The organism is Hyphomonas sp. (assembly GCF_018402285.1).
GTDB lineage: Bacteria > Pseudomonadota > Alphaproteobacteria > Caulobacterales > Hyphomonadaceae > Hyphomonas.
Window position 1 is genome coordinate 893,471 of sequence record NZ_JAGYJH010000003.1, and the last position, 19,477, is coordinate 912,947.

16 protein-coding genes and 2 pseudogenes are annotated in these 19,477 nt (G+C 63.8%); 11 read left to right on the forward strand and 7 right to left on the reverse strand.

Translation table 11 applies throughout. The features are described from left to right. Positions 1-83 precede the first annotated feature (83 nt). A complete protein-coding gene (locus KG722_RS06935) occupies positions 84-698 on the forward strand; it encodes a hypothetical protein (protein ID WP_213271016.1) in 615 nt (204 codons plus the stop codon). On the opposite strand, the gene KG722_RS06940 is transcribed toward KG722_RS06935, so the two are convergent. Both KG722_RS06940 and KG722_RS06945 read right to left on the reverse strand, forming a co-directional pair. Further along, positions 668-1,063, reverse strand: a complete 396-nt coding sequence (locus KG722_RS06940) for a DUF423 domain-containing protein (RefSeq protein ID WP_213271018.1) — start codon at positions 1,061-1,063, stop codon at positions 668-670. The two genes, KG722_RS06935 and KG722_RS06940, sit on opposite strands and share 31 nt — an antisense overlap. Before the next feature lie 30 nt (positions 1,064-1,093). After that, positions 1,094-1,510 (reverse strand): PaaI family thioesterase, encoded by a 417-nt coding sequence (locus tag KG722_RS06945; protein ID WP_213271019.1) that lies wholly within the window; start codon positions 1,508-1,510, stop codon positions 1,094-1,096. Between the two features lie 104 nt (positions 1,511-1,614). Between KG722_RS06945 and KG722_RS06950 the strand changes: the two genes are divergently transcribed. Then, positions 1,615-2,727 carry a hypothetical protein gene (locus KG722_RS06950; protein WP_213271020.1) on the forward strand — a complete coding sequence of 371 codons (1,113 nt, stop codon included), beginning with the start codon at positions 1,615-1,617 and terminating at the stop codon, positions 2,725-2,727. On the opposite strand, the gene KG722_RS06955 is transcribed toward KG722_RS06950, so the two are convergent. Beyond that, positions 2,724-3,341: a GNAT family N-acetyltransferase gene (locus tag KG722_RS06955; protein WP_213271021.1), complete on the reverse strand. Its 618-nt coding sequence runs from the start codon at positions 3,339-3,341 to the stop codon at positions 2,724-2,726. The genes KG722_RS06950 and KG722_RS06955 overlap by 4 nt on opposite strands. 121 nt (positions 3,342-3,462) lie before the next feature. Between KG722_RS06955 and KG722_RS06960 the strand changes: the two genes are divergently transcribed. After that, positions 3,463-5,373, forward strand: coding sequence for an ABC-F family ATP-binding cassette domain-containing protein (locus KG722_RS06960; protein WP_213271022.1), 1,911 nt, complete (start codon positions 3,463-3,465; stop codon positions 5,371-5,373). Between the two features lie 433 nt (positions 5,374-5,806). Here KG722_RS06960 and dgcA read toward each other — a convergent pair whose 3' ends face one another. Continuing rightward, the gene (gene dgcA / locus KG722_RS06965; protein ID WP_213271023.1) at positions 5,807-6,790 is read right to left on the reverse strand and encodes an N-acetyl-D-Glu racemase DgcA; all 984 of its coding nucleotides are present in this window, start codon (positions 6,788-6,790) and stop codon (positions 5,807-5,809) included. Positions 6,791-6,879: 89 nt separating this feature from the next. Between dgcA and KG722_RS06970 the strand changes: the two genes are divergently transcribed. The 4 genes from KG722_RS06970 to KG722_RS06985 are packed head-to-tail and all read left to right on the forward strand — an operon-like array spanning position 6,880 to position 10,317. Further along, positions 6,880-8,007, forward strand: a complete 1,128-nt coding sequence (locus KG722_RS06970; protein ID WP_213271024.1) for an ABC transporter permease — start codon at positions 6,880-6,882, stop codon at positions 8,005-8,007. Further along, positions 8,004-8,771 (forward strand): ATP-binding cassette domain-containing protein, encoded by a 768-nt coding sequence (locus tag KG722_RS06975; RefSeq protein ID WP_213271026.1) that lies wholly within the window; start codon positions 8,004-8,006, stop codon positions 8,769-8,771. The genes KG722_RS06970 and KG722_RS06975 overlap by 4 nt, the downstream gene beginning before the upstream one ends. Positions 8,772-8,785: 14 nt before the next feature. Continuing rightward, entirely contained in the window at positions 8,786-9,739 is a 954-nt protein-coding gene (locus tag KG722_RS06980) for an MlaD family protein (RefSeq protein ID WP_213271028.1), read from the forward strand. Continuing rightward, positions 9,739-10,317, forward strand: a complete 579-nt coding sequence (locus tag KG722_RS06985; protein ID WP_213271030.1) for an ABC-type transport auxiliary lipoprotein family protein — start codon at positions 9,739-9,741, stop codon at positions 10,315-10,317. Before KG722_RS06980 ends, KG722_RS06985 begins: the two co-directional genes overlap by 1 nt. Before the next feature lie 68 nt (positions 10,318-10,385). Here KG722_RS06985 and KG722_RS06990 read toward each other — a convergent pair whose 3' ends face one another. Beyond that, the gene (locus KG722_RS06990) at positions 10,386-11,585 is read right to left on the reverse strand and encodes an acyl-CoA dehydrogenase family protein (protein ID WP_213271032.1); all 1,200 of its coding nucleotides are present in this window, start codon (positions 11,583-11,585) and stop codon (positions 10,386-10,388) included. 208 nt (positions 11,586-11,793) lie between these two features. Between KG722_RS06990 and KG722_RS06995 the strand changes: the two genes are divergently transcribed. Further along, complete coding sequence (locus KG722_RS06995; protein ID WP_213271034.1) at positions 11,794-12,336, forward strand: type VI secretion system tube protein Hcp; 543 nt, start codon at positions 11,794-11,796, stop codon at positions 12,334-12,336. A 61-nt stretch (positions 12,337-12,397) separates the two neighbouring features. On the opposite strand, the pseudogene KG722_RS15420 reads toward KG722_RS06995, so the two are convergent. After that, positions 12,398-13,514 (reverse strand): annotated as a pseudogene (locus tag KG722_RS15420) (acyl-CoA dehydrogenase family protein). A 188-nt stretch (positions 13,515-13,702) separates the two neighbouring features. Here KG722_RS15420 and KG722_RS07005 point away from each other — a divergent pair. Both KG722_RS07005 and KG722_RS07010 read left to right on the forward strand, forming a co-directional pair. Then, positions 13,703-14,299 carry a hypothetical protein gene (locus KG722_RS07005; protein ID WP_300998286.1) on the forward strand — a complete coding sequence of 199 codons (597 nt, stop codon included), beginning with the start codon at positions 13,703-13,705 and terminating at the stop codon, positions 14,297-14,299. Positions 14,300-14,379: 80 nt separating this feature from the next. Beyond that, complete coding sequence (locus KG722_RS07010) at positions 14,380-16,332, forward strand: hypothetical protein (RefSeq protein ID WP_213271038.1); 1,953 nt, start codon at positions 14,380-14,382, stop codon at positions 16,330-16,332. Here KG722_RS07010 and KG722_RS07015 read toward each other — a convergent pair whose 3' ends face one another. Further along, positions 16,333-16,584: a VanZ family protein gene (locus KG722_RS07015; RefSeq protein ID WP_213271585.1), complete on the reverse strand. Its 252-nt coding sequence runs from the start codon at positions 16,582-16,584 to the stop codon at positions 16,333-16,335. 219 nt (positions 16,585-16,803) lie between these two features. Here KG722_RS07015 and pepN point away from each other — a divergent pair. Beyond that, positions 16,804-19,426, forward strand: a pseudogene (gene pepN / locus KG722_RS07020) (aminopeptidase N). Positions 19,427-19,477: the final 51 nt, after the last annotated feature.

The window sequence follows — 19,477 nt, forward strand, 5'->3', positions numbered from 1 at the left end:
CCTGACATGACTGGACTTCTGTTATCCACACCCATAGTGTTTGTGTCACTTGGGGAAGCTGGCTGCTGGCGGGTGGCAAATTGATGCGTAGCGTTCTTGTGTGTGTATCCCTAGGCGTTCTGGCGGGATGCGCAACTGTTTCAGTTGTTCCCGGCGAGACGACGGTTGAGACGGCGTTGACCAAGAGCCAGTCTGCCTTGCGCAAGACGTCTGACGCCTATTGCGACCATCTCGCCGCCAAGGGCTGGGCCGAGGCCGATAAGGGCCTTGCCGGCTTTGCAGACCTCTTGATCCGGGGGCGGAGCGCCAGCGAGCAGACCCTTCCCGCCTATGCCTCCGAGATCGGCGCTGCCTCGCGCGCGCCTGTCCTCGTGCTCGCCCGGATTTCATCTGACAGCGAATCGGCCCGCAAGGGTCTGGAAGACGTGACGCTGGAAGCGCGCGACGTCCTCGGCAACGCCAGGGGTGATGCGTCCAATCGCAATGATGTCATCGCCTTTGAGCGCGCCCTCGTCCGTGCTCAGATGGCCCACCGAAATTTCCAGGACGCGCTCGAAATCGTCTCGGCCCGCGCTGACATGGATGTCTCCCCGGTGGAAACCGAACTCGGTGATTTTGCTGCCTCGATCGACGAGGCCCGCCGCATCGCCGACGACCTTGCCGAGCGTTATACCGGCTCTTTCGGCGCCGCGTCCTGACCGCGCCGCGCTGAGGCGAACCCGCCCAGCCCGATCAGGCTCCATCCTGCCAGCAGGCTCAATCCGCCCAGCGGCGTGATCGCGCCAAACCAGCGCGGCGCGCCCAGCGCCATGGCATAGAGCGTGCCTGCAAAGATCACCGCGCCCGCCACGATCACCCAGCCGCCGATCAGGATCTTTCCGCCCCGGCCTGACAGCCCGGCTGCCAGCGCCACGCCCGCATGCGTCAGCCCGTAGAGCGTCGCTGTTTGCCACCAGCCTTCGCCTTCACCCGTCAGAACGCCCTCCAGCGCATGCGCGCCAAACGCGCCCAGTGCGACAGACAGAAAGCCCAGAAGGGCCGCAGCAGGAACAAGCCGGTTCATGAAAACCTCGGGGCGCAGAGCGGGCGGTGCTCAGCCCTTGCGGGGCAGGGCATAGGTCACGATAGCGTGGCTCGCGGGCTTGTCAGCGTGCTCAATGCGCACATCCACTTCGATGATCGCCAGCGCCTGGCCCATCTTCATGATCTTCCCCTCGGCAATCACCACCTTGCCGATGCAGGGCCTCAGGAAATTGATGTTGAGATTGCTGGTCACCGTCATCGGCTCGAGGCCGGTCAATGTCATGATCGCCATATAGGCGGCGGTGTCACACAGGCTCATCTGCGTCGGCCCGGAGATATAGCCGCCGGGGCGCAGATGCGTCTCGTCCGCCTCCAGCCGGATCACCGCCCGGCCCGGCTCCATTACCACAACCTGGTTCTGGTTGCCCCGCCCAGGGAAAGCCTTGCCCAGAAAGGCATTTGCCTCGTCGGCCGTAAATTTTGTCATCGCGCCCTCCCGTCGCGGCACCGCTTGATCGGCGCGCCGCGCCTTGCATACCTACTCTCAGAGACCCGCGCGCCAAGAGGTCACCCAGAGGAAGGATTACCCCCATGCTGACTGCCGGAGACGAATACCCCATCCACCAGACGCCGGAACCGGTCGCTTTCTCCGGCTCTGACCGCAATTTCTATGACCGCTATTTCTTCAACGGCTACAGCGCCGACGGCAAAACCTTCTTCGCCGCTGCCATGGGCGTCTACCCCCATCTCAACGTCATCGACGGCGCCGTCTCGGTCCTGCGCGACGGGAAACAGTCCTCGGTGTTCTTCTCCCGCCCGCTCAACATGGAGCGGATGGACACCTATGTCGGGGGCCTCTCGGTCACCGTGGTCGAACCGCTCAAACGCATCCGCCTGAAGCTGGAAGAAACCGAAGGCATCGCGCTGGATGTCGAGTTCACCGGCCGCGCGTTCCCCATTGAAGAGCCCCGCTTCACCCGCCGCATCGGCCCGCGCATGATGATGGACCTCACCCGCATGACGCAGAACGGCAGCTGGTCGGGCAAGCTGCGCATCGACGGCATGGAAATCGCCGTCAAGCCAGACGACTTCACCGGCACGCGTGATCGCTCCTGGGGCGTGCGCCCCATCGGCGCGCCCGATCCCCAGCCAATGTACCCGCCCGTGCCGCCGCAATTCTACTGGATCTGGGTGCCCACCAACTTCGAGAACCTCTCGATGTTCTACCATGTGAACCATGACGAACACGGAGAGCCCTGGAACACGCGCACCTCCCTCGTCATGGACGGCGCGCCCCAGGGCGCCGGCATGCATATGGGCGACGTGAACATGGACGTGCGCTATGCCAAAGGCACCCGCCGCATGGCCGCCGCGACCCTGACCGCAAAGGATCATGAAGGCCGTCCGCATACGGTAGAGTATGAGCCGATGGGCACCTTCCTGATGAAAGGCATCGGCTACAACCACGCCAAATACCGCCACGGGGTTTTCCATGGCGACCAGCTGATAACGGCGCGCGAAGACTATGACGTCGCCAAATCCCCCTGGAACGAGATCGAAAACCTGCATATCCAGGAAATCGTCCGCGCCACTCATAAAGGCCCCGATGGCAAAAGCTCGGTTGGTGTCGCCGCCTATGAACAGCTCTTCCTCGGCAAGCACGCCCCCAGCGGCTTCAAGGACATCCTCGACGGCGCGGCCTAGGCCGCCGCCGTCTTCCGGCGGGGCAGGGGATGGGCGGCCAGCGCCTCGCGCAGGTCCTCCATTGCTTCGCCCGCGCCGATTTCGCCGAGCCGCGCGGCCACCTCCCGCGCGTCAAAGGCGTAGGTCACCACATTCCCGTCGCGCCCGGCTGCCTTTGCGCCAATCGCCTTGAACAGCTTCCGCGCCGGCGCGTTCTCCGCCAGCGTTTCGGCGGAAAACCGCGTGATCCCGGCCGCCAGCGCGTCATGCACGACCGCCGCCATGAGCAGCCGCGCCAGCCCCTTGCCATGATGGCAGTCGAGCACCCCCATCGCCAGATCGGCCTCATCGCTGCGCCCCCGGCGCACGGCGCGCACCACCCCCATCAGCGGCGCCCCGGTCACATCAAGGTCCAGCGCGCCCCAGGCAATGTGGGTGTATCCGTCCACCGCCACGAGCTGGTCAATCACGGCGTCCGGCAGGGTCGGCGCCCCGGAAAAGAAGCGCAGATACCGCGAATGCTCTGAAAACCTTGAGATAATCTCCACCTCACGCGCCCGGTCCTGCGGCCCGATGGGGCGCAGGAACACCGTGTCTCCGGCGTTGAGCCGTGTGGAAAAGCCGCGTTCGCTCATGCGGGGAATTTGTGCACTGCAACATGACGAGAAAAGGGCCAGCGTGCAGCCTGCGTCATTATGAGCGGTCTTTTGCGCAAACCGGGCTGTTTTTTGGCGCTGGCCGGGTTAAAGCCCCGCCATGTTGGAAATCAAGAACCTCGATTACCGGGTCGAAGCGCGCCCGCTCTTTGATGCGGCCTCTGCGCGCGTGGCGGCCGGCTGGAAAGTCGGCCTCATCGGCCGCAATGGCACGGGCAAGTCCACGCTCCTGCGCCTCATCCGCGAGGAAATCGCTTCCCCCGGCAAGGACAGCCCCATCCGCCTGCAGAACGGCGCCCGCCTCGGCTGGGTCGCCCAGGAAGTCGCCCCCACGGACCAGACCATCCTCGATGTCGTGCTGGAGGCTGACGCAGAACGCCATGCCCTGATGCTGGAGTCCGAAACCGCGACCGACCCCGACCGGATTGGCGACATCCACGCCCGCCTTCTGGACATTGACGCCTGGACGGCTGAAGCCCGCGCTTCGGAAATCCTCATGGGCCTCGGCTTCCAGGTCGCAGACCTCGCCCGCGCCACGCGCGAGTTTTCCGGTGGCTGGCGCATGCGCGCCGCCATCGCCGGCGCCCTCTTTGCCCAGCCAGACCTGCTGCTGCTCGACGAGCCGACCAACTATCTTGACCTTGAAGGCGCCGCCTGGCTTGAGGGGTATCTCCGGCGCTATCCCAACACCGTCCTCATCGTCTCCCACGACCGCGAAATGCTCAACCGCTCGGTCACCCACACCATGGCTCTGGAACACCGCAAGCTGACGATCACGCCCGGCGGCTATGATGACTGGCTGAAACTTCGCGCGGCCAAGCTCGCCCAGCTCGAAAGCCAGAAATCCAAGCAGGACAAGGACCGCGCCCACCTCCAGTCTTTCGTGGACCGGTTCCGCGCCAAGGCCTCCAAGGCGCGCCAGGCCCAGTCCCGCATCAAGATGCTCGAGAAGATGCAGGAAATCTCGATTCCTCTGGAAGAGCGCACCTCACCCTTCAATTTCCCCGCGCCAGAGACTTTGCTCGCCCCGCCGCTCTTGGAAATCGAAGACGCCGCCATGGGTTATGGTCCGCAGGCGGTCATTCTCAAGGGCGTGAAACTGCGCATTGATCCGGACGACCGCATCGCCATCATCGGCACGAACGGGCAGGGCAAGACCACGCTGGTCAAATCCATCGCCGAGCGTCTCCCGCTGCTCGGCGGCAAGCGCCGCATGCCGAAGAAAGTCGAAATCGGCTATTTCTCGCAGGATCAGCTCGACGAACTCAGCATCGGCGACACGGTCCTCGAACACGTCATGCGTGCGCTCCCGAAAGATACCCCCGTCGCCAAACAGCGCTCGGTCGCCGCGCAACTCGGCTTCTCCCATGAGAAGGTCGAAACCAAGGTCGAGAAACTCTCGGGCGGCGAAAAAGTCCGCCTCATCCTTGGCCTCATCGGGCTTTCCCGTCCGCAAGTTCTCATCCTCGACGAACCGACCTCCCACCTGGATATCGACAGCCGCGAAGCGCTGATCTATGCACTCAACGACTTTGCCGGCGCCGTTCTCCTGATCACGCACGATGTCTATCTGGCCGAGGCAACCGCCGACCAGCTCTGGCTCGTCAAGGACGGCAAGGTCGCGCCCTATGCCGGTGACCTTTCCGACTACCGCGCGCTCGTCATGAGTTCAGACCGCGACAAAGGCGGCGCAGCCAAGTCTGCCCCCGCCGCCTTGGTTGCCGAAGACCCCGTCGACAAGGCCGAACAACGCCGCCGCGCCTCGCTGGCGCGCGAGTCCGCGGCCCCGCTGAAAAAGAAGGCCGACGCCGCCGAAAAGGCCTTCGAAAAGGCCAACGCCCGTATCAGGACGATTGATCTGGAACTTTCCAGATCCGGCCTCTCGCCTCAGAAGATCACCGAGCTTTCGGTCGAACGCGGCAAGCTCGAAGCCGAAGCGGCCAAAGCCGAAACCGAATGGCTGAGCGCCCTGGACGCCTATGAGAGCGCGGTGAAGGAAGCGGTAAACTGACACCCTTGCCTCCCGCACCGGGCGTATCCTCCGCCCCATGATCCACCTCGCCGCCCTGCACTATGTCTGAAAACACCCCGTCTTCACGGAGTATTTCGATGCTGTGCCGGCGATCTGACGGACGCGCGCAGACGCAAGGAGGCCTTCTTCCTCGTCCACTGGCGGGGTGGCACAGACATCACCTCCTGCGGCGACCGGGCCCCCAGCCCGTCAGCTTGCAGACCCCTCACCCCAACGCGCAAAACCTGGGATGATCGGGCTTTGGCGAGTGACCTTCCGGCAGACCTTCTCCCCGAAGCACACCCTCTTTTCTTCCCTGCGCGAGCGGGGGCTCAGAGGGGCAAGCGTTTACCCCATCCCGAGATCACCCAAATCCTCCGCCCGGCCCGGGCTGCGTCCGGCCAAAACGGCGGCCTGAAACCCAGACGCGCGCTCACCCCCACAGCCCGCGCCCCGGCGGGGTAACCATTCCGTCCGTATAGGTCAGCCCGTCCTCGATATCGTGCGCCAGCCAGAGCGGTCCGTCGAGGTCTGCCGCGTCGGCAAGCTGCGCCAGCAGCGCCGCCGGCGCCATCGACAGCGACCCGGCCACCATACAGCCCACCATCACGCTCATCCCCGCCGTCCGCGCCGCGCGCACCATGGCCAGCGCCTCGGTAAAGCCGCCCGCCTTGTCGAGCTTCACATTCACCGCGTCATAATTCCGGGCCAGCTTCTGGATGTCGGCGCTCGTATGTGCGCTCTCGTCGGCGCAGATGGCGATGGCGCCCGGCCGGCGCATCAGGGCCGCGTCCTTCCCGGCCGGGAAGGGCTGCTCGATCAGCACCACGCCGAGCCTTGTCGCGGCCTTTAAGAGGCCGGCGAAGTCGCCCTCGGTCAGGCCTTCATTGGCGTCGGCAATCAGCCGCGCGTCTGGCCGCGCGCCGTGCACCGCCCTGATCCGGTCAAGGTCGCCGGCCCCGCCGAGTTTCAGCTTCAGGAGCGTGCCCGGGGCCGCTTTTGCTGCCGCCGCCATTGCCTCTGGCGCATCGAGGCTGATTGTCACCGCCGTCTCGACGGGCTTTGGTTCCGGCAACCCTGCCAGCTGCCAGACGGGCTGGCCTGTCTTCTTGGCCTCAAGGTCCCACAGCGCGCAGTCCACCGCGCAGCGCGCCGCGCCCGGCTTCATCAGGGCCTGCAGCGCGGCAAGGCTGATCCCGGCTTCGATCTCTCCCCGCGCCGCCTCGATCTCTGCCAGCACGCTGTCGACTGTTTCGCCATAGCGCCCATAAGGCACAGCCTCGCCCCGGCCGGCATGGCCCTCGCCGGTGAGGGTCACCCGCACGGTCTCCGCGCTGGTCCTGGCCCCCCGTGATATCGCAAACGCCGCGTTCAGCGGGGAGGAGATGTGAGCGGTTTCAAGCCGGAAATGACCCATCGGTTAATCCTGAGAGATGAATTGTCTTGGAATGGAACAGGCCGTCCTTAAGCATGTTTTGCTAATGAGGTCAGTCAGGACCGCAAAGAATGCACAGTCTTACCGCCCCCGGCTTCGCGCTTGAAGAGAGCGACGAAGGACACGTCCTCCGCCTTAGCGGAGACTGGACGGTGGCGACGATCAACCAGCTCGATGCACAGCTGCGCGCGGTGTCCGGAATTGTCCCCGATTGTCTCGATGTGGCCGGACTTGGCCGCCTGGATACTTCCGGGGCGTATCTGATTGACCGCACCTGGCGCCAGACGGGCGCGCCCTGGCCGCCACAGATTGTCGGCGAACATGCCTCTGCCGCCAGCCTTCTGGACCAGGTCCATGCCCATTCCGAGCCGGCTCTCCCCGCGCCGCCGCCAGATACCGGCCTCCTCGCCATGCTCGAGCGGACCGGGAAGGGAAGCGTTGATTTCTATAAGGAAACCCGCGCCAGCCTCGCTTTTCTGGGCGAAACCCTGGTCACCATCGCCCGCCTGATCGCCCAGCCCTGGAAGCTGCGCTGGACCTCGATCGTCGCGGTCATGGAAGAGGCTGGCCTCAACGCCATGCCGATCATCGCCTTCCTCTCCTTCTTCGTCGGCATGGTCGTCGCCTTCATCGGGGCAACCACGCTGCGGGATTTCGATCTTGAGATCTACACGATTGAACTCATTGGCTTTTCCATGCTGCGCGAGTTCGGCGTCGTGCTCACTGGCATCGTCCTGGCCGGCCGCACGAACTCCTCCTTCACCGCCCAGATCGGCACCATGAAGATGCGCCAGGAGATCGACGCGATGCAGACCCTTGGCCTCAAGGCCATGGATGTGATCGTCGCCCCCCGGATTATCGCGATGGTGGTGATGACCCCGATCCTCACTTTCGTTGCCACCCTTGCCGGGGTCGCCGGCGGCATGGCCGTGGCCTGGGCCTCGCTCGACATCAACCCGGCCGTTTTCCTGGAGCGGATGCGCACCTCCGTCCCCATCGACCAGTTCTGGGTCGGTATGTCCAAATCGCCCGTTTTCGGTCTGGTTGTCGCCCTGATCGCCTGCCGTCAGGGCCTTCAGGTCGGCGGCAGTGTCCAATCCCTCGGCAAGGCCACAACCACATCGGTCGTGCAGGGGATCTTCGCCATCATCGTCCTCGATGCGATTTTCGCGATCTTCTACATGGAGCTCGGTATATGACCGCCGCGCCCGTCATCCAGGTCCGCGACATGAAAGTCGCCTATGGCCGCAATGTCGTCCTCGACGGGTTCAGCCTCGACATCCCGCGCGGCGAAGTCATCGGCATCATCGGGCCGTCTGGTGGCGGCAAATCGGTAACGCTGCGGGCCATCGTCGGGCTCAAACAGCCCGAATCCGGGCATGTCGAAGTCTTCGGCGAGCAGCTCGACCTTCTCAGCAGCGAGGACCGCACCGCCCTTGAGCGCCGCTGGGGCATCATGTTCCAGGACGGCGCCCTGTTCTCGAACCTCACCGTGCGCGAGAACGTCATGGTGCCGATGCGCGAACATACCGATCTCAATCCCGCCCTGCGCCATGCCCTTGCCGATATGAAGATCCACATGGCGGGGCTTTCTCCAAGTGCTGGCGACAAATACCCCTCCGACCTTTCCGGCGGCATGCGCAAGCGCGCGGCGCTGGCCCGCGCCCTGGCGCTCGATCCGGAACTCCTCTTCCTCGACGAGCCGACTGCAGGTCTTGACCCCATCACGGCGGCGGCCTTTGACAAGCTGATCCGCGACCTGCAGCAGGCCCTTGGCCTCACGGTCTTTCTCGTCACCCATGATCTCGATACCCTGCATGCCGTGTGTGACCGGATTGCCGTGATCGGCGAGAAACGCGTTCTGGCGGTGGGCACGATGGATGAGCTGCGGCAGATCGATCATCCCTGGATTCAGGAATATTTTGGCGGTCCGCGCGGACGCGCGGCCTCGGCCGGTTATTAGGAGGACTGGGCATCATGGAAACCCGGGCAAACTATGCATTGATAGGCGGTCTCGTCATCCTCGCGGCCGCGCTGATAGCGGGCTTCGTGCTCTGGCTTGGCCAGTCTGAGTTCAGCCGCGACTACAAGGCCTATGACATCGTGTTTGAAGGGCCTGTCTCCCTCGAAGAGGGCGGGGCGGTGCGCTATATCGGCATCAAGGTCGGCGAAGTCGCCACGGTCCGGATCGACCGGGCAGACCCGTCCAAGGTGCGCGCCCGCATTCGCGTCTCCCGCGAAACGCCGATCCGTGAAGATTCCAGCGCTTCCATCCAGCTGGCCGGCATCACTGGCGCAACCTTCATCCAGATCAGTGCCGGCACCGGCCGCCCGCTCGAAGCGCGCCCCGGCGAGCCGGTTCCCGTGATCAAATCCGAACGCACTCTCGTCGACCAGATCGTCGCCGGCGGCGCCCAGGCGCTTGGCCGGGCCAACCTCACCTTCGACAATGTGAACAAGATCCTCACCGACGAAAACATCGCGTCGGTCAGCACCACCCTGAAGAACCTTGAAATAGCGACCGCCAAACTCGCCGCCGAGGATGGTCTGATCGATCAGGCCACGGTCACGCTGGCCAAGGTCTCGCGCGCCGCAGACTCGGTGGACAAGGCCGCCATTGAATTTGAGGAGTTCGGCAATTCGGCAGATACGAACCTTGCTGAAGCCGCTGCAGACCTCAAGCTCATCGTCGCCGACATACGCTTGGTTGCGCAATCTGCCAGCGGCACACTTGACCGCAGCGCGGAGGCCGTCGCGGCCGCAACGGCCATCATCGAAGGCCCGGCTTCTGAAACCTTCGAGAATGCCGGCCTTGCCAGCAAGGAGCTGCGCATCATGCTGAGCCGGTTTGACCGGTTCCTGAGAGAGCTGGAAAGCAATCCCCAGTCGCTGCTGGTTGGCGAAGCCGTACCCTATGAGGAGAAACGCTGATGTTCCGTGCCCTGATCCTTGCCGCTGCCACCTTGTCGCTCGGCGCCTGCGCCGGTGTTATCCCCCAGCGTGATCCGGCCAATGCGCTCTATCGGCTGGGCCCGATGGACCCTGCCTACACGCTTTCGGCATCGGTCACTGTCCGAGAACCGGAGGCCTCCCGGCTGCTGGCGGGACGGTTCATGTCGGCCGAGGACGAGACCGGCGCCATCCGCTATGTTCGCTCGATCCAGTGGACGGACCGGTCGACCAGCCTGTTGCAGGAAGCCGTCCTCGATCTCCTGCGCGGGCAGGGCGGCAATGTCGCCCTGCCGTCTCAGGCAGGCGCGCTCACCGATTATGAATTCTCCTGGCGCATTTCCGATCTCACCCTGAAGGGCGACACCGCCCGGTGCCGGCTTGAAGGCACCCTGCTCAAGGGCCGCGCCCGCAGCGTCTACCGGCAGGCCTCCATCTCGACTTCCGCCACAGCCGCCGGCCGCACCGACGCCGCCCGCGCCCAGGCCCTTGTCGAGGCTGGCCAGGCCTGCGCCCGGGATGTGGCCGCCTTCATCGCCGCAGCGGCGCAGCCGGACTAGCGCAGAACAAAACGCCGGCCCTGCGATAACAGGGCCGGCGCTTCTTTTCAGGGCAATCGGTCGCCCGATCAGCCCGACTTCATCTCGTCAAAAGCAAGATCCTTGTCGACGCGCACATCCTGGGGCAGGCCCAGAACGCGCTCGGCGATGATGTTCTTCAGGATCTCGTCGGTGCCGCCCGCAATGCGCAGGCCCGGCGCCCACATGAAGCTCTGCTGGAAGATGGCATCGCCCGGCATCCGGTCGGCATCGGTCATGATGCCGTAATGGTCCTGCATCTCGATCGCCGAGTTGCAGATGTCCTGCAGATGGTTGGCGGTGATGATCTTGCCGATCGAGTTTTCCGGGCCGGGTGTCTGGCCGCGCGACAGCGCCGTCTGGGTGCGGAACTTCGTCAGCTTGTAGCCCTGGGCCGCGACATACCAGTCGGCAAGCTTCTCGCGGAAGGCCTGATCGTCCATCGAGCCGGCGGTCTTGGCATAGGCCATGATCTCGCCCCAGTCGGGACCGGGCGAGCCGCCAACGGCAAGGCGCTCGTTCATCAGGGTGACGAGAGCCACTTTCCAGCCTGCGCCAACCTCGCCGAGACGGTCGGAGTCCGGGATGCGCACATCGGTGAAGTAAACCTCGTTGAACTCGCGGCCACCGGACGCCTGGTGGATCGGGCGGACTTCAACCCCGGCCTGTTTCATGTTCACGATGAACATGGTGAGGCCCTTGTGCTTTGGCACTTTGGGGTCTGTGCGCACGAGCAGGATTCCGTAGTCGGAATAGTGTGCGCCCGAGGTCCAGACTTTCTGGCCGTTGATGACCCAGGCGTCACCGTCTTTCACGGCGCGGGTCTTGAGGCCAGCCACGTCCGAACCGGCCGAGGGCTCGGAAAAGAGCTGGCACCAGATTTCCTCGCCAAAGAGGGCTTTCTGGACATACTTCTTCTTGTGCTCGTCAGAGCCGAACGCAATCACGGTCGGGATGCACATGCCAAGGCCGATGGCGAACGGGCCGGTCGGCGCGTCATACTTGGCTTCTTCCTGGCCCCAGATGACGGCTTCCATCGACGTGCCGCCACGTCCGCCCCATTCTTTGGGCCAGGTGATCTGGGCGAACTTGTTTTCGGCCTTGGTCTTTTGCCAGGCTTTCGCGCGGGCAAGGGCAGACTCGTTGGCCTGACGGGGCCTGGCGCCCGCTTTCAGTTCCAGGTGCTTGGAGAGGAAGGCGTTGGCCTCCTTGCGGAAGGCGGCTTCTTCGGGGGTATCATTGAAGTCCATGGGGTACTCCGTTCGTGGTCGTCAGTGGTTCTTATCAGTTGATCTGGTTGGTTAGGGGCTTTGGGGAAGGGACGTCCCTCTGGAAATTTTTTTCCGTGTTCGGATGCGGCCGGGGTCCTGCCTTATTCCATCCTGAATCGCGGTGTTCTATGGCACACAGGCGCCGGGGCGATTCCGCCGACGGGGCTATAAAAAGGGACACTTCATCATGTCGCATGTCATTACGAAATCTCGCCGCCTTATCGGAGCAACGGCCGCTTCCCTGTTGATCGCAGGCCTTGCCCATGCCGGCATCGAGATTGACGTCAGCGGCGCCAAAATTCCAGCTTCCAGCCTGACCTTCAGCGTTTCGCAGCAGCCTGTCTATGACCCGGAAACCTACATGCCGGTCGAGCCCAAGCGCTCGGAACTCTACACCGGCTCGCTCTATGTCACGCGCAGCTTCGACTCTTCCTCCGTCAAGGTGCTCAAGCACGTCATCGACGGAACGAAGGTTCCGACGGTTCAGATCACCATGACCAAGGACGGCTCGGTTGACCGCCAGGTCTGGAGCCTGACCAACGCCACGCTCAACAACTACTCGACCTATACGGGCGAGGGCACTGACCTGGTCGAGAACTTCGACATCAGCTACGAAACCGCGACGCTGAACGTCTATACCGGGCCGGGCAATACGCCCGCCGACACGCTGACCTGGACGGCGGCTGTTCCGGCCGTAAACCCGGGCATCGCCGCCGAGGCGTCGGAATAATCCGGCTTCCGGGCGGCGGGGCATACCCTGCCGCCCGGCAATTCCGCAGGAGGCAAATACCTCAGGCCGCATTCTTGGACTCAAGGGCGCGCACCAGTTTTTCCTTCCAGACTTTCGGCGAGCCGGCCTGCACGTTCAGCAGCTTGGCGCGGCGGTAGAAGAGGTGGCAGTCGACTTCCCAGGTGAAGCCCATGCCGCCATGGGTCTGAATATTTTCCTTTGATGCAAACCAGTAGGCTTCTGACGCGGCGACGCGTGCCGCCGCCGCCGCTTCGGGCAACTCGGCCGCACCGGTTGAGAGCGCCCAGGCGCCGTAATAGCAGTTGGAGCGGGCAACCTCGTTCTTCACATACATGTCGGCGAGCTTGTGCTTGATCGCCTGGTTGCCACCGATCGGGCGGCCGAAGGCGTAGCGGTTCTTGGCATAGTCGTTGGCCATGTCGAGGCAGACCGATGCGCCGCCCAGCTGTTCGAAGGCAAGCAGGACCGCGACGCGGTTGAGCAGATCGTCGTTGAGCAGTTTCGCCTTCGCCCTTGCCGCCGAGCCGTTCGGCCGGCGTGCCGGAGAAGGTGATCTCGGCATGGCTGCGTGTGGGATCGAGGGTCTGCACAACCTTGCGCGTGACACCGGCGCCGGAAAGGTCGACCAGCACCAGCGAGGCGCCAGACCCTTCCCTGGCCAGAACAACCGCGTGGGTTGCGATGTCACCATCGGCGACCGGGATCTTGGTGCCCGAGAGCGTCTTGCCGTCAAAGACCGTGGTGAGGTTGGACGCGTCCGGATGGCCCGGGCCTTCGCTGGCGGCATAGGCGCCGATCACTTCACCGGCGGCGATCTTCGGCAGGATGGCGGCTTTCTGGCCGTCGCTGCCGGCAAGCTTCACCGCTTCGGTGAGGTAGTAGGCGGTGGAGGAGAAGGGGACCGGGGCAATCGCGCGGCCCATCTCTTCTGCCAGAACGCACATCTCCAGCATGCCGAGGCCAAGGCCGCCATGCTCTTCCGGGATCGCGGCGCCAAGCCACCCCATCTCGACGACCTTGCCCCACAATTCCTTGTGATAGGCGATCTTGTCATCGTTGAGGACCTTGCGGACTTCCCCCGTCGTGCAGGCCTGCGAGAGGAATTTGCGGGCCTCGTTGGCGAGGAATTTTTGGTCTTCGGAAAAATCGAAATTCATGGCGCGTCAGGCTCCCAGTCGCCCTTCGGGGCGTGTCTTGTTTATCGCTGATGCAGGACCATAGCGCGCTTTACGCGCACGGAAAGGCGTGACCCAAGGGAAACAAATTGCCCGTGACTTCGGGGAAATTTGATCGATTGCGATTACCGGAGAGACATAATCCTCTGGCATCCTGCAGCGTTGATCGAATGGGGTCGTCCGTCATGGCCAAGGCGCTGTTTCACAAGTCGCAGCGGGTTTATGTGAAGCCTGTCGGCACCTGGGTGCCGATCGAGCGCGTTGTGCCCCATTGGGTCAAGGGCGTCGATGAACCTTTGCGGATCACCTATGATTGCGGTCTTGGCCGCCTGTTTCACGCGCACGAACTCGCTTCGGAAGAAACCATGCACCGCATGGACCGCTGCCAGGAGGACGATGACGACGACATGCTGATCGAGCAGTGGCGGGTTGTCCGGCGCTTGATGAAATGGCGGTCCGGCGACGGGCAGGTGGTGCTGGGCGTGACGCCCGGCACCTATCCTGCGGTCGCCACCGATGACGGCCCCAACAGCGGCTGGCGCGTTCCGGCAACTGATTATGACCGCGATCCGGCCCGGATCGAGCATCAGGCCCGCATGATTGCGCACACGCCCGACCTCTTCCGGCTCGCCCGCAAGGTGTCGGAATTTGCCTCGGCTCATCCTGACGATGTGCCCGCCGAGCTGCGCCCGGTCGTCCAGCGCTGCGCCAAGATCCTTCGCGCCGTTTACCGTCTGGAAGAAGACACCGCCGCCGCGGCTGAATAAACATCCTGTCCCCCTGAAGCGGGGGGTATACCGCCCGGCTTCAGGCCGTATGCTGGCGCCGATTGGGATGGGAGTTCGCCATGATCCGCGCTTTCCTGGCTGTTTTGGCCGTCGCTTTTGCCTTTTCGCAGCCCGCCCATGCCTGGCGCACCGGCTGGTCGACGTTCAGCGAAATGAACTGCACGGGAAAATTCTCGGACAAGGAATGCCTGACCAAGCAGGCCAAATGGGTCCGCTCCGGCGACGGCGCGATCGAGCTGCGCATCAAGGAGTTCCGGGGCCAGTCCAAAAGCAAGGTCGCGGCAATCTTCAAGGCTCAGGGCGTCCCCTGGTCGGTGTTCGACAAGGACACCATCCAGTACGGCGGTAAGGAAGACTACAACAAGGAGAAAGCGCGCCTCGCCCGCTACACCTTGCGCGGCCTCTACACGGCAGACGGCAAGACCGAACTGATGCCGCCGCACTTCCTCGCCATCTATCCGTTCTCGGATAAGTTGGCGCTGGTGAAGACGGTGGATAGCAAATTCCGCATCGCCACCATCGGCAAGCAACCCGTTCTTTCCGATATCCCGTTTCCCTGGGCGGCCTTCAACTTCCTCTATGGCGGCTCGCGGGCCACGCCCCTGACAATCCAGTTCGAGACGTCCGCCAGCGGCGGCACAGCATCGTACCATCTGATGTCGCCGGATGGCACCATCGCCACCACCATCGATAATGTCCTTGTGCCGATCAAACGCGACACAACCGTGCCCGAATGGCGCGACCCGGCCTATTTCGGTTTCAACAGCGGCCTGATCGGTTTCCCGGTCCGCACCGCGGGCGGCACCGAAGCCTCGATCTTCGTCGATTCCCGCACCGGCACCATCGACCGGATCGACGATCCGCTGACGTTCCTGCGTGTCAACAATGGCATGACCGAGCAGTATATTTGCGGCGAGAGCCGAGGGAAACCGGAGTGGGGCGGTCCCAAAAGCTATTGGACGGCGATGGTCAAGGTCGGCATGCTGCCGGAAAGCACCGGCCTTCCGGATCGTAGCATCTACATGCCGCTTGATGATCGCGGCCGCCCATTGGCACAGACCACAGGCAATCCTTTTGTCGGCATGGCGCGCATCAGCGGAGAAGACTCCACGATCAAGGCCGAGACCAGAGGCTGGCTCTTTGTTTATTCCGAGAAGGGAGAGCTTTCTTATTCTGTGGCCGGAGCGGCGACCAATGATGTGGTCTCGAGCCCGCGCTTCCAGATGATGCCCGAAAATGTCGCCCGGATGGCGCCGCGCCTGCAGCGCATTGGCGACATCTGGTTCGGCCGGCCCGACAAGGACATCCTCGAAACGGTCATCGGTGAGCCGGTCTATCACACCTATCCCATGGAACTGGCGGTGCGCCTGTTCAACGATCCGGCTAAGGGGGCGGGCGGCGGACTGACCAACTGGACCCATGTGCCTGTGTGCGAGCCCGTGAGCCTGACCTCCAAGTTCCTTGATCTGACGAACCTCTATGCCTCCAAAGATACCGGCACCAATCCTCTGGCCGTGGTCAGCGTTGTCGTCGGGCAGAAGAAGGCCAAGTTTCTGGCCGCTCTCAAGTATTGGTCAGAGGCCGACGAGCGCGCCGCTGAAAAGGAGCGCGCCTATCTGCAGACCGCCATCGAAAACGCGCAGAAAACCATGGCCGCCGGCACTAATGTCAAGGGCAGCCATACTTTCTTCCGCGCCGCCCGGAATGTCGGGGGCGGCATGCTAAACTATTACTGGCGCGACAATGGCCGGCTGCCCCTGATCGAGGACGCCAGTGAAATTTGCGGAAGGTTTGGCAGCAACAGCGCGGAATGCCGGCTCGTCTGGCCCTGGGCGCAGGGCATCTACAATCAGGAAGAGGCAGCCCGCCAGGCTGAAGCCGAACGCTACGCGGCCAAGCAAGCCGCCAACCGCGCCGACTATCAGCGGGCGATCTCCAAACCTGCCTACGTCTCGTCGAAGCCGCCGGAAATCCGGTATTGCTGGCGTGAGAGCGGTTTCTGGAACTGCTGATCAGCCGCGCACGCCGGCGCTTAAGCGGATGAGGGCAGCTCCGAGCAGGGCCCCCAGCAGGTTGGCGAAGGCATCCAGAAAGGAGGCTTCCCGGCCAGCATCGCCCAGCAGCTGCGCGATCTCCAGACCGGCCCCATAGACCGTCGCCACCAGGGCTGCCATCAGCCAGCGCCTTGGATGCAGCGCCAGGGTCAGCGGCGCGGCAAGGCCGGCATAGGCCGCGAAATGGTTGAACTTGTCCCATAATTGCAGGCGCCGAGGACTGCGTCACCGGCATCACTGACAGATAGGCAACGGCAATCGCCACGCAGAGCGAGGCAAACGCCGCCAGTCTGCGGATCAACAAAAACTGTCTCTGAGGCGTCATGTCTTTCCTTTGCCAGAGGCTTTCCGCATGGGCAACAGGCCTCGACGCGGCAGGCCTCGTCCGGTATCTCATCCTCTCGTCACCCCTCCCGGAGACCCGAATTGATGCGCACTGAAACACCCGTCGCCGTCAGGCTTTCTGACTACACGCCCTATCCTTTCTCGATTGATGATGTCCGCCTGGAATTCCGGCTGGACCCCGGCGCCACGCAGGTGCGCGCCATCCTGAAAGTGACCCCGGCGGGCAGCGGGCCGATGCGCCTCGACGGGGAGGCTCTGACGCTCAAATCCATCCGGCTCGCAACCGGCGGCGGCGAGCTGGCAGCGCTCTCTGCCCAGGCTTACCAACTGGACGAGCAGGGACTGACCCTGACTGCCCCGCCGGCAGGCCCGTTCACCGCTGGAAACCGTTGTCGAGATTTCGCCGGAGAAGAACACCGCCCTTTCCGGGCTCTACATGTCGGGCGGCCGCTTCTGCAGCCAGTGCGAGGCCATCGGCTTCCGCCGCATCACCTTCTATCCCGACCGCCCCGATGTGATGAGCAGCTTCCGAGTGCGGATCGAGGCTGAGAAAGAGAAATATCCCTATCTCCTCTCCAATGGCACGCCGGGGGAAACCGGTGACCTGGACGGGGGCCGGCATTTTGCTGAATGGGACGACCCCCACAAGAAACCCGCCTATCTTTTTGCCCTCTGCGCGGGCGACTATGATGTCCTGCGCGACGCATTCACCACCGCCAGCGGCAAGCCTGTCGATCTTGGCATCTATGTCGACAAGGGCGAAGCGCCCCGCGCGGCCTGGGCCATGGACAGCCTCAAACGCTCCATGCGCTGGGACGAGGAAGCCTATGGACGGGAATACGATCTTGGCGTGTTCAACATCGTGGCCGTGCGTGACTTCAATTTCGGCGCCATGGAGAACAAGGGCCTCAACATCTTCAACTCCGCCTATGTGCTCGCCGACGAGTCCACGGCGACCGATGCTGATTTCGAGGCGATTGAATCCATCGTGGCCCACGAATACTTCCACAACTGGACCGGAAACCGCATCACCTGCCGGGACTGGTTCCAGCTCTGCCTGAAGGAAGGCCTCACGGTCTTCCGGGATCAGAACTTCTCGGCCGACATGCGCTCGCGCCCGGTGCAGCGCATCAAGGACGTGATCAAGCTGCGCGCCCGCCAGTTTGCCGAAGATGCCGGCCCGCTCGCTCATTCGGTCCGCCCGGACAATTACGCCGCCATCGATAATCTCTACACCGCGACGGTCTACGAGAAAGGCTCTGAGCTGATCGGCATGCTCCGCCGTCAGATCGGCGCGCAGGCCTTCCGGAAGGGCATGGACCTCTATTTCGAGCGCCATGACGGGCAGGCGGTCACGATTGAAGATTTCTATGCCTGTTTCGAGGCGGCGACGGGGGAAGACTTCTCCCAGTTCCGCCGCTGGTACGCGCAGGCAGGCACGCCCGAGATCACGGTTGAGGAAAGCTGGGACGCGGCAAGTTCAACGCTGAGCGTGAAGCTCTCCCAGTCGACCCGCCCGACCAATGGTCAGCCGGTGAAGAAGCCCGTGCCGGTGCCACTGCTGGCGGCGCTGCTGGACGGGAAGGGCGGGCATGTCGCTGCGACCGACCGCGCCGCCGAGCCTTTCCTCTACATGCTCGACAGCGAAACCGCGGAAATGACCTTCCGCCTGCCTGCCGGCAGCGCGCGTCCGCTTGTCTCCCTCAACCGCGATTTCTCAGCGCCCGTGCGCCTCAAGCGCGCCCTCAGCCGGGATGAGCGCCTTGCGCTCGTCCGTGCCGAGACAGATCCCTTCAACACCTGGGACGGGCTGCAGACGCTGATCAAGGAAGAAATCCTGATCCTGGCAGACGGCTCCCAGACCGCGCCGGACCCGGCGCTGACCGGCGCTATCGGCGAAGCGGTGCGCGGGGCAATGGGCGACCCTGCCTTTGCCGCGCTGCTCACCCGCCTGCCGGATGTGGGCGAGCTGTTCCTGGAGCGTGAGCCCGCTGACCCGGTTGCCCTTGCCGCCGCCCGGCGCAAGCTTCAGGCAGGCATCGCGGCCGAGCTCTCGGCAGAAATCACGGCTACGCTGTCGGCAGCTTCGCCTGCGCCCTATAATCCGGGGGCAGAGCAAGCCTCCATCCGGGCGCTGCGGTCAGCCTTCATCCTTTTGCTGGGCGGACGGGGCGACGCGGCCAGCATGCTGCACGATCTCTACCGGAATGCCCCCAACATGACCGAGCAGCTGTCGGCCCTGCGCGCGCTGACGCTGTCCACCGGCCCCGGCCGGGAAGAGGCGCTCGCCGATTTCGAGGCGCAATGGCGGGAGAACCCGCTGGTCATGGACAAATGGTTCTCGGTCCAGGCCGCTCTTGGTACAGCCGAAGACGTCACCCGCCTGATCAAGCATCCCGACTTTGACCTGCGCAACCCCAACCGGGTCCGCTCGGTCGTTGCGGCCTTCGCCATGCAGAACCTTGCCGCCTTCCATGCGCCCGATGGCTCGGGCTACCGGGCGGTGGAGGACACCATCCTTGCCGCCGACAAGGCAAACCCGGCTCTGGGCGCCCGCCTGCTGACGGCGTTCGAGCAGTGGCGCCTTCTGGAACCCAGGGCCGGGGCGCAGGCAGAGGCCTGCCTGAAGCGTCTGATCGCCGCCGGATTGTCGCCCAATGCGATGGATATTGCCCATCGGGCGCTTGACGGGGACGCCAAAGGTTAATTCCACAGCTAACTTTGTTAACGACCGGTCAATGTTTCGCAGGGAAAAGGT

Coding starts and splice junctions, on each gene's coding strand:
- KG722_RS06985 (WP_213271030.1), top strand. CDS start 9,739: ATGTTCCGTGCCCTGATCCTTGCCGCTGCCACCTTGTCGCTCGGCGCC.
- KG722_RS06940 (WP_213271018.1), bottom strand. CDS start 1,063: ATGAACCGGCTTGTTCCTGCTGCGGCCCTTCTGGGCTTTCTGTCTGTC.
- KG722_RS06945 (WP_213271019.1), bottom strand. CDS start 1,510: ATGACAAAATTTACGGCCGACGAGGCAAATGCCTTTCTGGGCAAGGCT.
- KG722_RS06995 (WP_213271034.1), top strand. CDS start 11,794: ATGTCGCATGTCATTACGAAATCTCGCCGCCTTATCGGAGCAACGGCC.
- KG722_RS06960 (WP_213271022.1), top strand. CDS start 3,463: ATGTTGGAAATCAAGAACCTCGATTACCGGGTCGAAGCGCGCCCGCTC.
- KG722_RS06980 (WP_213271028.1), top strand. CDS start 8,786: ATGGAAACCCGGGCAAACTATGCATTGATAGGCGGTCTCGTCATCCTC.
- KG722_RS06955 (WP_213271021.1), bottom strand. CDS start 3,341: ATGAGCGAACGCGGCTTTTCCACACGGCTCAACGCCGGAGACACGGTG.
- KG722_RS06950 (WP_213271020.1), top strand. CDS start 1,615: ATGCTGACTGCCGGAGACGAATACCCCATCCACCAGACGCCGGAACCG.
- KG722_RS07010 (WP_213271038.1), top strand. CDS start 14,380: ATGATCCGCGCTTTCCTGGCTGTTTTGGCCGTCGCTTTTGCCTTTTCG.
- dgcA (WP_213271023.1), bottom strand. CDS start 6,790: ATGGGTCATTTCCGGCTTGAAACCGCTCACATCTCCTCCCCGCTGAAC.
- KG722_RS07005 (WP_300998286.1), top strand. CDS start 13,703: ATGGGGTCGTCCGTCATGGCCAAGGCGCTGTTTCACAAGTCGCAGCGG.
- KG722_RS06935 (WP_213271016.1), top strand. CDS start 84: ATGCGTAGCGTTCTTGTGTGTGTATCCCTAGGCGTTCTGGCGGGATGC.
- KG722_RS06990 (WP_213271032.1), bottom strand. CDS start 11,585: ATGGACTTCAATGATACCCCCGAAGAAGCCGCCTTCCGCAAGGAGGCC.
- KG722_RS06970 (WP_213271024.1), top strand. CDS start 6,880: ATGCACAGTCTTACCGCCCCCGGCTTCGCGCTTGAAGAGAGCGACGAA.
- KG722_RS06975 (WP_213271026.1), top strand. CDS start 8,004: ATGACCGCCGCGCCCGTCATCCAGGTCCGCGACATGAAAGTCGCCTAT.